Raw genomic sequence first — 15153 nt, forward strand, 5'->3', positions numbered from 1 at the left:
ACTGTTTTAATTTAATAGCAGTTTTGTGTTGATAAAAAACATTCAGAAAACCCATTGATTTTATTGAAGTTTTTTCTGGATAAGTTTGTAAGGTTAAAAAAGAAAGATTTACATCGGTGTAATAAAATTATATTTAAATTAAAAAGGGAAATACTATGAACGTAGTAAAAAAACCGCCAGTAAAATGGCTGCCATTTATAATTATTGCGGCAATTTCAGCAATACTTTGGTTGTTTATATCTCCTCCTCAAGGCATCAGTCAAGAAGGTTGGCAAACAAGCATTATCTTTATTGCAACAATTGCGTGTATTGTTGCTGAAATTATGCCAATTGGTGCAATCGGCTTATTAGCCATTACGGTATTTGCAGTATTGAGACCAACGGGAGCTGAAAGTGCTAAAAACGCTATAGAGGTATCATTAAGCGAATTAAATAGTGGGTTAATTTGGTTAATTGTTATTGCTTTTATGATTGCTCGCGGCTTTATTAAAACGGGTTTAAGTAAACGTATTGCCTATTATCTTGTGAAGATCTTAGGTAAAAATACATTGGGACTTGCCTATGGTTTAGCTGTCACTGATATGGCCTTAGCGCCAGCGATTCCAAGTACAACTGCACGTGCTGGTGGGGTTATTTACCCAATAGCTGAAGCATTAGCTATCAATTTTAATTCTAGCCCTAAGGATGAATCAAGAAACCGTATTGGTACATTTTTAATGTTAACTATTAGCCATATCAATGACATTACCTCGGCAATGTTCTTAACGGCGTTTACTGGAAATTTATTAGCTGCTAAGTTAGTGACAAAATCACTAGATATCACATTAGGCTGGGGACAATGGTTTATTGTAGCTATTGTTCCATGCTTAGTTTCATTTATTATTATTCCTTTAGTTATCTACTTTTTAACTAACCCAGAGCTAAAAAAGACACCAGAAGCACCTAAATTAGCTGCTGAAGAATTGAAAAAAATGGGATCTATCACCGTTAAAGAAATCATTATGGGTGGAACAGTTATTCTATTATTAGCACTTTGGATTTTTGGTAAAAACTTCAATATTGATTCAACAACAACTGCCTTTATTGGTTTGACTATTTTGCTTTTAACCGGTGTATTAAGTTGGGATGACATCAAAAGTGAAAAAGCAGCTTGGGATACATTAATTTGGTTTGCGGCATTATTGATGATAGCAGGGCAAGTCAATAAACTTGGTGTGACAAAATGGTTAGGTGATACAATAGGTAGTGCTGTGCAAGGTTATTTAGGTGAAAGTAGCTGGTTATTAGTACTGATTGTTTTATGTGTTGCGTATGTTTATTTGCACTATCTTTTTGCCAGTGGTAATGCGCATATCGCCGCTTTATTTCCAGTTTTCTTATCGATAGCTATTGCTCTTGGCGTACCCACATTTATTGCAATTTTTGCTTTAGTTATTTGTACTAACTATTTTGGTTCAATTACACAATTTGCCAATGCAAGAAATCCGCTATTATTTGCTGAAGGTTTTGTTCCTGTAAAAACTTGGTGGAAAGTCGGGTTTATTTGTAGCATTATAAATCTGGCTATCTTATTTACTGTGGGTATTTTATGGTGGAAAATAATCGGTCTTAGCTAATAACTAATTATATACACTAAAGATTATATACCGCCACATTGACTGGCGGTATTTTTATACGGAGTTAATTTTATAGCGACAAATTTTAATTGATAATTGCCAATCATCAATCGGTTTCCAATATTTTTGTTCTTGTTCTAAATCCAATAAGATTAATTTATTCTTTTCGACAAAATCTTGATTAACTTCTAACGTTATTTGGGTGGGGCTATTTTTTGATAATTTTAATTTAAATGCATCAAGGTTTAGATCGGTATTTCGCTGATTATTTATTAGAATAGATAATCTAAGCATTTGCATGGCTGATATTATATGCTTGTATTCAAACAAACTGAAATAAGGGATTTCATCAATATTAATTGATTTGCGATGATAACGAACAAGCGTTGCTAAAAGTAATTGTTGTTCTTCATTAAACCCCGGCAAATTACTATTCTTTAAAATATAACTCGAATGTTTATGAATCGAAGTAAAGTTGATTTTTAACCCAACTTCATGCAATTGCGCAGCCCAATACAATATAGATTCTAAATTAGGTGGAATAACGATTTGTGTTTGTTGTTGCCATTGAGAAAATAAAAATTTTGCAGTTTTAACCACTTGTTTTGCATGGCGTTGATCAACGTTGTAATGATCGGAAAGTAATTGAGCTGTATTTTGTCTAATATCTCGAAAATTAGGACCATCAATGAGTTCATAAAGCACGCCTTCACGTAATGCACACGGACTAAAGCGTAAAGCCTCTAAGCCTAGGGCATAAAAAATACCACAAAATATTGCCAGCCCACTAACAAATATGCTTTTTCTTTCATTAGAAAGTGAAGGGTAGTTAATATCTTGGCAAGATTTAAATTCCAAAATATAACGAATTAAATCATTTAGCCTTTTAGGCGTAATAATTCCATCACAGACACCAATGTCTAATAAAATACGATAAATAGCTTTAATCGTTCCCGATGATCCAAATGCTACAGTGATTTTCTGCTTTTTAATAATATGAATCATACTTTCAATTTGTTGTTCGGCGGCAAGCCTTGCTCGTTGAAATGAATCAAAATCGATTTTTTGATCATGAAAGAATTGCTTAGCATAAGTTACACACCCCATGGGACGGCTAGCTACAAGCAATGGTTTTAAATCATTTCCTTTTCCTATTGCAATTTCAGTCGATCCACCACCGATATCTACTACAAATTTGGTATCAGTTGACGATGTTGATTCTGTCGTCATGGCACCTAAATAAATAAGGCGAGCCTCTTCTTGACCTGAAATAATTTCAATAGGAAAAGGAAATACTTTGGCTGCAGCCATCAAAAATTGATGCTTATTTTTGGCAACACGCAAAGTATGTGTCGCTATAACACGAACATGTTCAGCTGGAAATCCTTTTAATCGTTCAGCAAATAATTCAAGGCACTGCACTCCTCGTATAATGCTTGATTCATTGAGCTGATTATTAGCATTAAGCCCCGTTGCAAGATGAATGTTTTTTTTATTTTTATAAATAATTTGCATCGCGCCATCAATGATACGGACTATAACCATATAAAAGCTGTTTGAACCAAGATCAACTACGGCATATTCATTGAATTTGTTCACTTTAAAATCCTCAATTCATTATTCAAATGATTCTAACCGTTTCAAATAATCATAAATGGCATATTGGGCTCTGGTTTTTTTCTTATTGCCTCTTTGCACATAATTGTTGGTGGCATCTTTATCAATAATGCGAGCTTTTACGTTATCATTGCACTGTATATCAAAAATATTATGAATAGTTGATTTTATTATTGGATCGAAAATTTTTACACCCACTTCAATACGGTTATCGAGATTACGAGGCATCCAGTCTGCGGAAGAAATATATGTATCTTTTCTTCCATCATTTTCAAAAATATAGACACGAGCATGCTCCAAAAACTGATCAACAATACTGGTGACCGTGATATTTTCACTTAAGTTAGGAATTTGCGGTACCAATACGCAGGTTCCTCTTACTACCATTCTAATTTTTACTCCAGCACATGATGCGCGATATAGTTGATCTATCATATCTTGATCTGTTATTGCATTTAACTTTAAATAAATGCCCGCGGGTTTCCCCACTTTTGCATTATTTATTTCCCGTTCGATAAACTCATAAAATCGTAATCGTGTATTTTGCGGTGAAACAAGCAAATGGTTGAATGATACAGGTTTGAACGGGTTTTCAATAAAATTAAATACTTTTCTAACTTCATCGGTAATGGCTGGATCTGCAGTTAATAGTGAAAAATCGGTATAAATGGCCGCCGTTCTTTCATTAAAATTACCAGAACCAATATGAGCATAACGAACAATTCCATCATCTTCTTTACGATCAATTAAAAATAACTTGGCATGGATCTTAAGTTTTGGTTGTGAATAGATGACTTTAATTCCGCTACTAATTAGCCGTTTTGCCCATTTTATATTTGCTTCTTCATCAAATCTTGCCTGTAACTCAACCACTACAGTAACTTTTTTACCATTATTAGCAGCATTAATCGCAGTATGAATAAAACGAGAGTCTTTAGCTACTCGATATATGTTCATACGAATATGCGTAACAGAAGGATCAAATGAGGCTTGGCGCATAATTTCAAGAACATGCCCAAAAGAATAGTAAGGATAATAAAGTAAAACATCGCGATCTTTTATTGTATCAAAAGCATTACGAAATTGTTTAAATCGATTGTAACTTAGACTTGAAATTTTTTTATTTAATAGCTTCTTCTGCCCAAAATCAGGAAACTTGACCAGATCTTTAAAATTAGGATAGCGACCGCCAGGCATCGCCTCTTGTTCAGTTAATCGTAATTTATTAATTAACAATTCAAATAATGCTTTTGGCATATCTTTTTGATAAGTAAAGCGTACAGGCTGTGCCGTTAAACGTTGTTTTAAACCTTGAGACATAAGCTCAAGTAAACTATCTAATTCGGTGTTTAATTCGTATTCTGCATCCCTATTGATATTAATTGAATAAGCATTTAATTCTTTAGCATCAAAAAATATTTTAAAAATATCCGTTAAGCAATATCGAAGTATGTTGTCTAAAAAGATAATGGATTTATTTTTAGTGGACACTTCAGATGGCAATAATACAAAACGAGAAACCTTATCTGTTGGTAGTTCCAGTAATGCATAACTGATATTATCTTCACAAATAATTTCTACAGCCAAATAAGCATGATCATCTTTTAAAAATTGAATAAGCTCTGTATGGCTATCAAGCAAAATAGGGGTTATGTACTGCCTAAGATTTTGTTTATAATAATTTTTGATCCAATTTTCTTGGTAGGCGGAAAGTTGTCGTTCGTTAATCAAAAAGATTTGGTTTCTAGCCATTTCTAATAATAATTCATTGTAGAGCTGATCAAATTGTAATTCCAATTGGATAACTTTTTGATTTACTTGACGCAATAAATTCTTAGCATTAGGCAAAGAATGTGCTTGTTCTTGTTCAATAAGCACATATTTTTTTAGGTTAGCAAACTGTACTTTATAAAATTCATCAAGGTTACTTGAGTATATGCCTAAAAAACGCACACGTTCAATAAGTGGATTACTTTTATCTGCCGCCTCTTGTAAAACACGTTGATTAAAAGACAACCAACTGAGTTCTTTAGGTAAATATACTTTTTCTTCAATCATTTTAGTTTTTCAAACTCAATTAATAATATCTTGTACAGAATAGCTTAAGTAAAAAAAAAAGCTAGCAGGTAGCTAGCTTTTTTATTTTATATAAGATTAAAATTTAATTTTTAAATACGATGAACAGAAGTTGTATTAGTGGTGCCGCTTGGAACTAAAGCGCCTGAAACCATAACGATAATATCACCTTGTTGTAAACCGCATACTTTTACCGCCATCTCTTTGCCTAAGCGATAAAAATCATCAGTTGAGTTGATTGAATCAATTAAAATAGGCTCTACACCTTTGGTGACAGCTAATTGATTAACTGTTTTTTGGCTAGATGATAATGCTAAAATGCGCGCTTTTGGGAAATAATGGCGAACTTCTCGAGCTGATTTACCACTACGGGTTGCAACAACAATAAGTGGGGCATTTAGACGCTCAGCGATTTCTACAGCGCCACAGCAAACAGCTGCTGTTATACGTAATTTTTCTTCTTTTGATGTTAATTCTAATGACGCTGGAATTGTGCCATCAGTGCGTTTACAAATAGTTGCCATGACATTGACTGTTTCTAAAGGGTATTTACCTTTAGCACTTTCACCAGAAAGCATAACAGCATCCGTACCATCAATAATTGCATTAGCCACATCGCCAGCTTCAGCACGAGTAGGGCGAGGATTTTTAATCATTGAATCAAGCATCTGTGTTGCTGTAATAACAGGTTTAGATGCTTTATTACATTTTTTGATCATCATTTTTTGAGCAAAAATAACTTCTTCAACAGCAATTTCCACACCTAGATCGCCACGAGCCACCATAATACCATCGGAAGCTTCAAGAATCTCATCAAAATTATCTAAACCTTCTTGGTTTTCGATTTTTGAGATGATCTTAATATCTTCGCCACCATGGGCTTTTAAGTGTGCGCGAATATCTTCGACATCCGAACGTTTACGAATAAATGATGCAGCAATAAAGTCAACGCCTTGCTCACAACCAAAAATCAGGTCGTTTTTATCTTTTTCTGCAAGGGCTGGTAACTTAATTGAGACGCCGGGTAAATTAATACCTTTATTTTCACCAAGATCACCATTGTTTAAAACCGTACAGATAACTTCATTGCCTTTGATTTCTTTAACATCCATAGCAATCAAACCGTCATCAACAAGTACACGATTACCAGGCTTAAGATCATGCGCAAAGCCATCATAGGTCACGGCAACTCGTTCGGCATTTCCAATAACACTTTTATCGGTTGTAAAAGTGAAAGTTTGGCCTGCAACAAGTGATACATCATTACCGCCTTCTAATTTAATAGTGCGGATCTCTGGTCCTTTGGTATCTAACATAATTGCTGCTTTTAAACCAGTTTCCTGCATTACTTCTCGTAAATTTTTAATACGGTTACCATGTTCCTCATAATCACCATGAGAAAAGTTTAAACGCATAACATTCATTCCTGCGTTTAATAGTTTTGCTAACATTTCTTTTGATTCAGATTTTGGTCCGATAGTACAAACAATTTTTGTCTTTTTCATAATAGTATCTACTTAGTAATGTATTTAATGTTAATGTTAATGTTTTAATTTAAAAATTCGATAAATCAACGTTATGCAAAAAAAAACCAATGACAAGGCATTGGTAAGATAGGCTAAAAGTACTTTTTGTAGCTTTAAACAGCTACAAAAGTCACATAAAATATCTGAAGAGTATGATAATTTCATCAATAAGTTAAATCCTTTAAAAATTAGCCTTATTATATTCTTAACAGTATTTTAAATAAAGTTTTTTATATCATACATACTTTTGCTTATAAAACAAACTAATTATAGCCATTAGAGAGAGGTATTTTAGCCATAGTATCTAGCCAATAAAATGTTTGAATTACATTAAATCTTTAAGTTGGTAAATCAGCTCATTTTTTTCATTTTTTAAGATTAATTGATTATTGGTTAAATCGATCTTTGCACCATTAACTATTAACTGTTCAATGATATAGTCTAATTGGTTTAATTGTTCGTCATTACAAAGCATTTTAGTCATTATAACACCTGAACCTTTAATGTTATCGCTATCCAAAGTAACCTGGCTAGAAAACTGATTACACATTTTGCCTGTTATAGTCATCTTTTCACCAAATATAATGTCAGCTTGATCATCTAAAGAGATATCTTGGCCATTTGCTTTAGTGAGCACAAAACGGTGATGCATAAGATCGGTATCTTGTATTTTCTTTGCTTCATTACAACCATACATAAGTAAAGAAGAAGAAAATAGTGAAATTAGCAATAACGTTTTTTTCATTTGAACTCCTACTAATAGGTTAAATTTGCTATAATTGAAGTTAATTTTTACTTTAAATAAAATATTTGGTCTCTATGTTAACGCAAAAACAACTAAAAAATCTTGATTCAATGACTTTTTTAGATAAGCACAAAATTATTAAACTAGCCCAAAAAAGTCAAACTATAGCTGATATAGATGCCAATATACAAAGTGCTATTTTACATTATCAAGCTAGAGTAGCGTTGTTACCAAAAAAAATTAATTTTCCAGCTAATTTACCTGTTGTTGAAAAAAAACAAGCAATTTATGATGCAATTAAGCATCATCAAGTCGTTATTATTGCTGGCGAAACAGGCTCGGGAAAAACCACCCAGATACCTAAGATCTGCTTAGAATTGGGGTTAGGAGTAAAAGGGTTTATAGGTCATACTCAACCACGGCGTTTAGCTGCACGTTCTGTGGCTAATCGTATAGCCGAAGAGTTGAAGACAGAAATCGGACAATTAGTTGGCTTCAAAGTGAGATTTTCTGATCACGTTAGTGAAACTACTCTGATTAAATTAATGACCGATGGTATATTACTTGCAGAAATTCAAAAAGATAGACTTTTATTGCAATATGATACTATTATTATTGATGAAGCGCACGAACGCAGCTTAAACATTGATTTTATTTTAGGATATTTGAAACAGCTATTACCTAAACGTCCTGATTTGAAAGTCATAATAACATCAGCAACTATTGATGTAGAACGTTTTTCTAAACATTTTAATCAAGCGCCGATTATTGAAGTATCGGGCCGTACTTTTCCTGTTGAAGTAAGATATCGTCCTCTGGCATTAAATGAAAATGAGAGCTATAGCGATAAAAATAATGATTTTCAACCCATTATTGATGCAATTGATGAGCTATCGACCGAAAGCGCAGGTGATATATTAGTTTTTTTAACAGGTGAAAGAGAAATACGAGATCTTGCTGATACGCTTAATAAATTAGATCTTCGCCATACTGATATTTTGCCATTATATGCAAGACTATCTACAGCAGAACAAAATCGTATTTTTCAGCCCCACACAAAAAGGAGAATCGTTCTTGCTACCAATGTGGCGGAAACATCGTTAACAGTACCAGGAATAAAATATGTTATCGATCCTGGTTTAGCTAGAATTAGTCGTTATAGCTATCGTACTAAAGTTCAGCGATTGCCAATTGAGCCAATATCTCAAGCATCAGCTAACCAACGAAAAGGCCGATGTGGGCGAACCTCAGATGGTATCTGTATTCGTTTATATGATGAGCACGATTTCTTATCTCGCCCCGAATTTACCGATCCTGAAATTTTACGCACCAATTTAGCTTCAGTTATATTGCAAATGACTTCACTCGGTTTAGGCGATATTGCAGCGTTTCCTTTTGTTGAAGCACCCGATTCAAAATATATTCGTGATGGCATTCGTTTATTAGAAGAGCTTGGCGCAATTGATACCAAACATAATCGATATCATTTAACCGAAATAGGGAAAACTTTAGCTCAGCTTCCTATCGATCCAAGGTTGGCCAGAATGTTGTTTGAAGCAAAGCGATTAGGCTGTACTAAAGAAATAATGATAATTACTGCGGCTTTGTCAATTCAAGATCCAAGAGAAAGACCTTTTGATAAGCAACAAGCCTCAGATGAAAAACATCGTCGTTTTGTTGACAAGGATTCTGATTTTATTTCTTTGATTAATTTATGGAATTATATTAAAGGGCAACAAAATATATTATCTGGTAACCAATTTAGGCGATTATGTCAAAAAGAGTTTTTAAATTATCTCCGTATTCGAGAGTGGCAAGATGTCTATACACAAATTAGGCAAACGATAAAACAATTAGCGTTTCCAATTAATAGCAATACAGCAGATTATCGTTCATTACATATATCGTTACTAAGTGGTTTACTATCTCATGTTGGAATGAAAGAACTTGAAAAGCATGAGTATATTGGGGCGCGTAATATTAAATTTGCCATTTTTCCTAATTCGGCTCTTTTCAAAAATCAGCCAAAATGGTGTATTGCTAGTGAACTGGTAGAAACCAGCCGACTATGGGGAAGGGTAGTAGCAAAAATTGAAGCCGAGTGGATTGAGCCTATAGCTAAACATTTGGTGAAATACAGTTATAACGAGCCGAGATGGTCAAAAAAACAGGGAACGACTATAGCAAATGAAAAAGTGACTTTGTTTGGCTTGCCTATTGTTGCTAGCCGAATAGTAAATTATAGTAAAATCGATCCTGTGTTAAGTCGCTCTTTATTTATTCGTCATGCTTTAGTTGAGGGAGACTGGTTTACTCGTCATCAGTTTTATAAAAAGAACCAAAAATTAATCAGCGAAGTTGAAGATCTTGAACATAAGTCTCGCCGACAAAATATTTTAATCGATGATGATGAACTTTTTGATTTTTATGATAAACGAATTGATAAATCCGTTATTTCATCTAAACACTTTGATACTTGGTGGAAACAAAAACAAAAATCTGATCCTGATTTTCTTAGTGTTGAGAAAAAGATGTTGATCAAACAGTCGGCAGAATTAGTTAATTTAAATGATTTTCCTGATTTTTGGCACCAAGGCAATCTAAAATTAGCACTCAGTTACCAATTCGATATAGGGCATAATCGTGACGGTGTCACAATTAAGATACCTCTTAATTTATTAAATCAGATCAAAAATAAAGGGTTTGATTGGCAAGTACCTGGTTTCCGAAAAGATTTAATCATTGCACTCATTAAATCATTACCAAAATCATTGCGCCGAAATCTTGTTCCGGCGCCGAACTATGCTGATGCGTTTTTACGTAGAGCTATTTCGACAGACCAATCTTTGTTAGAAAGTTTAGAAACTGAATTTCACAAAATGACAGGAGTAAAAATTACCACTGAAGATTGGCAACTAGATCAAATCCCCGACTATTTGAAAATAACTTTTAGCATTGTTGATAATAACAACAAAGAAATTGCTTCAAGTAAAGATCTAATTTTGCTAAAAGAACAGCTTAAAAACGAAATTCAACAGGCATTATCGTCGTTAACAACCCAAAAGACAGTTCAAATTGAACAGAATGATTTAACTGATTGGACTTTTGATTTGTTACCAAGTGTGTATGAAGAAACTCATAAAAATTACACTATTAAAGCTTACCCTGCAATCATTGATAACCAAAATTCAGTAAGCATTAAATTAATCGATAATCAATATGAGCAACAAAGACTAACTAAACTAGGATTAAGACGTCTACTTATACTTAACATACCATCACCAATTAAATATTTACATGAAAAATTGCCGAATAAATCTAAATTAAGCTTATATTTTAATGCTTTTGGCACTGTGCTTAGTTTAATTGACGATTGCATTGCTTGTGCTGTTGACTATTTGATTGAAAAAAATAATCAGATCATTCAAAATCGAGATAATTATCAGTCATTGTTAAATTATACCAAAGGCAATATTAATGAAACTGTGGTTGATATTGCAAAACAGGTTGAGTCCATTTTGGTTTTATATAATAACATCAATAAAAAACTAAAAGGTCGCATCGATTTATCATTAGCCTTTTCTTTATCTGATATCAAAAAACAACTTGATCACCTTGTTTATAAAGGGTTTGTTGCAAAATCAGGTTATAAACGGCTACCAGATATTAATCGTTATTTATCCGCAATTGAAAAAAGAATTGAAAAACTAATGGTAAATTTTACCAAAGATAAGCAATCGCTGAACATCATAGAATCGGTTGAAAAGCAATATGTAACGTGGGTGAATAGTTTGCCAGAAAATTCAAAATCGCAAGAAGAAGTAATAAATATCCGTTGGATGATTGAAGAGCTAAGAGTGAATCTATTTGCTCAGCAACTTGGTACTCCGTATCCAATTTCCGCAAAACGTATTGAGCAACAAATCGATAAAGTCAAATCTGAATTATAGTGGTTAGTTGGCTAAGTAATTTTGTTTGATAGAAAAGTAGGGCGCAGTGAAATGCGCCCATTTATTGGTATAAGTTATCGATAAAGATCAACAAAAACAGTGATGTTCGGCCCATTAGAGTCATGGGCTACTCGAGAGATATGATAATATTTGGCACCAGCATCAATAGCGCGTTTACCTGCTTGATAAGAAATTTCCTGATCAGTCACATAGTAGCCTCTAAATTTGATTGTATCAAAGGCAACCATTTTAGCCGCTGTTGCATCATTTAATTCTTGAATTTTCCGCCCATCTGATAACGTTACAGTGTAACGATTTATGCGTTGAGGCTCCGTCGTCACTGCTGTAACCTCAGATGTAGATGTGCTGTTTACTGTAGATGTTTTTGTATTATTTACTGGTTCACGAATAACTTTTACTTTATTATTAAATTTATCAGCATAAAATTTTTCATTAAAAGCTGAAGGAGAATAATATCCCGGTTTTTCAACTTGCATAGCCGCATCTCCGCCTTGTGCAAGAGCGAGTTGGCCAGCCTCAGAATCATATGGAATTGCGTCTTCAGGTTGAAGTTTACGTTCTGGTGCATCTTTCTTAAACAAATAAGCAGCAATTTGTAGATTGCTACCAAGCTCGCTACGTGAATCGATATAATAGGCATAAGCACCTTTTGCTGAGGCTTCTTTGGCAATTGCTTGGTTTATATCATATTCACTAGGAAAATATCCACGAATTCGTACAATATTGAAAGGCTCTAAACGGATTGCTTTAGATTTTGGATATTCATATACGCCTTCGAATTTACGTAAATTTTCGGCTTTTTCTTCAGCTTTAGCAGCATCTGCTTTATATAACTTAGCGTAAACAATACGTAAAGTATCATTAGATGGGCTGATATTGGTTGTTGTTATAAAGAAAGAAGCCGCACCTTCTTTATCTGCCGCTTTTGACATAGCTAAAACATAATCATTATCAGTATAAAATGCCCCTCGGATAGTTATGCTTTTAAACGACTGCAGATCTTTAGCCTGCTGTTCAGTTAACTGTTGGGCAGCAAATGAAGAAATAGGGGTGAGGGCCAAAGTTACTGCAATAAATGTTTTCTTTAAACTTGTCATATATTAAGACCTTACAATAAATTATTGTGATTATTTTAACATAAATAAATTTATTTGCCTAAATCCATCAAAGCATTTAAATCTTTAATAAATAAATGTTTTCCTTTAACTGATAAAATATTTTGCTCTTGAAGCTTTGATAAATTTCTACTAACGGTTTCAACTGTTAAGCCCAAATAATTAGAAATATCAGCTCGGCTCATCATAAGTTTAATATTTAATGAAGAATGACCTCTTTGTTTGTAACGTTGATAAAGTGAATATATAAAGGTTGCTAATCGCTCATCGGCTTTTTTCTGAGAATAACAAAGTACTAATTTTTGATAATTATAAATATCAGAACTTAGTAAATTAAGTACCATTTCTCTAATATCTTTTTGGTGATCAACCAGTGACATCAATTCATCATAATTAAGCTGGCAAACAAGTGTATTGCAAAGCGCTTGGATATTGTTGTTATATAATTTTGTTGAAATTGAATCTAAACCAACAATGTCACCAGGTAAATAAAAGCCATTAATTTGCTGATGATTATCAGGTGTTGTAACAAAAGTCTTTAATGCACCAGAATGAATAATATAAAATTTAGTAAATGGTGTATTTGCTTTAACAATAATTTCATCTTTGGCATAAGACATTTTACGCTCTAATACATTATCTAAATTATTGTTAAGTAACGCGGGAAGACAAAGAGAGCTTATGCTACATAATTCACATTGAACAGAATAACTGTTTGAACGTAATGTCTTAAAAATATTTTGCATATTGACTAAATAGAATAATTACAGTTTATCAAACGAGCAGGTTATCATATTTTATAATAAAATAACAATTGTTCATTAATTATTATTTTATTATTTAAAAAATATTCTAATAATAGGTGATAATTACAATTAACTTTACCTTTCAACTCACAACAACCTTATTTAACATAATATACATTATTCTAACGTATTGATTTTAATGATTATTTATTTTTAATGTTTGTTAATTTATTGATTAATTTAATATTTTACTAGTGAGTTGTGTTTTTTCAATTGAGGTCAGATTATGCTGGTTTCATTGTCTAATTTTATGTACGTTTATCTAGGTTCGCATAATGTATATTATGTTAAATAAGGTTGTTGTGAATTATATTATCGTAAAATAATGTCGGCTCTACGTACCCGCTCGGACACTGATGACTAAAATCAATATTAATAACCCTGCGCAACGGAATTACGTTATTTTTTTGTTGTTGTAAGTTTTATAATTACATTTTACTTAAACCAATTAATAACAAGTCTTTTTCGTACAGCCAAAAAGTTTTTTGTGACATAGAGTTCTTAACAAATTGATAACCGTCATTTAGTAATAATCGATAAAAAGTATAAATTCGATTAGCTTTTGAATATGAGATTTTTCCTGTTCTAGTAATAATTGATTGACAAAATACTCAATCAAAAGATGTTAAGTAGCAATTAATAATTAGAACTGATACGGACGATAAAGGACTTAAAGTTTCATAGATATTTTTATCGTGGTACGCATAATGGCATTTTGCGTACCACGATAAACGTACGTAAAACTAGACGATGAAACTAGCATAATCATGACCTCAAATAAAAAAACATAACCCGCCAACAAAAAATTAAATTAATCAATTTGTGAATTAAGAATGAAGAATAAATGACCATTAAAATCAATTATGTTATAACTTGTCGGCTGTTTAATTGGCCGTTTATCGTCGCTCTTCTTTTTTAATGCTGGGCACTTTGTCCTTCAAAGTTGTTTAAAAAAAGTTAAATAAAATCAATGCGTTTTCTGACTGTTTTTTATTGTGTTTATTTACAACCGTACTTTCTGCCACCTCATCACCTTTGTTTCGGATATTTACAATTAAGCTTGGTGTCACTTAAACAGGCTTTATGTTGCTAATTAAAGTGTGTTGATAGGCAAATGCCTATTTGATTAACCAAGTATAGTTTCACATATAGGCACTTTAGTGATAATGAATAAGCTTAGTTTACAAAACAGGTAATTATAGAATTAATTCCAGCTTGCATTACTAACTTTATTTTTTGAAACTACTGCTTTATATCTGTTCTCATCAATTTAAAACTAAATTTTTTTGTTATTTTTGTTATTTTTGTTATTATAGTAATTTAATTCTTTGTCATAAAAATAACATCACTACCAGGTAACGGTTTTTTTAAGATGTGGCTTTTGATTTTTCCCCAAACTTGCATTTCACAAGCTTTACAATTGAACTTTAATAATAATTCTTCATTGTTTTGAATCAATTTCATTGGCGTTACTTTGGTTTTTACTCCTTGGATTCCTTTTGCTTGTTTTGGACATAAATTAAACGCAAATCGTAAACAATGTTTCGTTATCATTAGTGGGACATCATCTTTTATTTCGTGTGCTTCATACGCACTTTCAATTAATTTTACGCCATGTTGTGCATAAAATTCCTTAGCTTTATGGTTATATACATTGGCTAAGTAACTTAAGTGTGTCTCT

General features: G+C 32.7%; 9 protein-coding genes and 1 pseudogene. 2 read left to right on the forward strand and 8 right to left on the reverse strand.

Annotated features, from left to right (window positions below):
* The first annotated feature begins 155 nt into the window (after positions 1 to 155).
* Positions 156 to 1616 (forward strand): DASS family sodium-coupled anion symporter, encoded by a 1461-nt coding sequence (locus A9G47_RS00995; protein ID WP_065641947.1) that lies wholly within the window; start codon positions 156 to 158, stop codon positions 1614 to 1616.
* Between the two features lie 54 nt (positions 1617 to 1670).
* Here the strand turns inward: A9G47_RS00995 and A9G47_RS01000 are convergent, their stop codons facing one another.
* The 4 genes from A9G47_RS01000 to A9G47_RS01015 form a co-directional block, all read right to left on the reverse strand.
* Positions 1671 to 3161, reverse strand: a complete 1491-nt coding sequence (locus A9G47_RS01000) for a Ppx/GppA phosphatase family protein (RefSeq protein ID WP_081303482.1) — start codon at positions 3159 to 3161, stop codon at positions 1671 to 1673.
* 72 nt (positions 3162 to 3233) lie between these two features.
* The gene (gene ppk1 / locus A9G47_RS01005) at positions 3234 to 5291 is read right to left on the reverse strand and encodes a polyphosphate kinase 1 (RefSeq protein ID WP_065567215.1); all 2058 of its coding nucleotides are present in this window, start codon (positions 5289 to 5291) and stop codon (positions 3234 to 3236) included.
* 110 nt (positions 5292 to 5401) lie between these two features.
* Complete coding sequence (pykF, locus tag A9G47_RS01010) at positions 5402 to 6814, reverse strand: pyruvate kinase PykF (protein ID WP_065579392.1); 1413 nt, start codon at positions 6812 to 6814, stop codon at positions 5402 to 5404.
* A gap of 346 nt (positions 6815 to 7160) precedes the next feature.
* Positions 7161 to 7580: an META domain-containing protein gene (locus tag A9G47_RS01015; RefSeq protein WP_065641949.1), complete on the reverse strand. Its 420-nt coding sequence runs from the start codon at positions 7578 to 7580 to the stop codon at positions 7161 to 7163.
* A gap of 74 nt (positions 7581 to 7654) precedes the next feature.
* On the opposite strand from A9G47_RS01015, the gene hrpA reads away from it, so the two are divergent.
* Entirely contained in the window at positions 7655 to 11530 is a 3876-nt protein-coding gene (hrpA, locus tag A9G47_RS01020) for an ATP-dependent RNA helicase HrpA (RefSeq protein WP_065641950.1), read from the forward strand.
* Between the two features lie 74 nt (positions 11531 to 11604).
* On the opposite strand, the gene A9G47_RS01025 is transcribed toward hrpA, so the two are convergent.
* The 4 genes and pseudogenes from A9G47_RS01025 to A9G47_RS01035 form a co-directional block, all read right to left on the reverse strand.
* Entirely contained in the window at positions 11605 to 12648 is a 1044-nt protein-coding gene (locus A9G47_RS01025; protein ID WP_065567211.1) for a YdgH/BhsA/McbA-like domain containing protein, read from the reverse strand.
* Positions 12649 to 12698: 50 nt separating this feature from the next.
* Entirely contained in the window at positions 12699 to 13412 is a 714-nt protein-coding gene (locus tag A9G47_RS01030) for a helix-turn-helix domain-containing protein (protein WP_065567210.1), read from the reverse strand.
* A 488-nt stretch (positions 13413 to 13900) separates the two neighbouring features.
* Entirely contained in the window at positions 13901 to 14068 is a 168-nt protein-coding gene (locus A9G47_RS14755; RefSeq protein WP_081301462.1) for a phage/plasmid replication protein, II/X family, read from the reverse strand.
* Between the two features lie 724 nt (positions 14069 to 14792).
* A pseudogene (locus A9G47_RS01035) lies at positions 14793 to 15153 on the reverse strand (collagenase-like protease); the annotation flags it as partial.

It is taken from the genome of Gilliamella sp. WF3-4, from assembly GCF_001690275.1.
Taxonomy (GTDB): domain Bacteria; phylum Pseudomonadota; class Gammaproteobacteria; order Enterobacterales; family Orbaceae; genus Gilliamella; species Gilliamella apicola_C.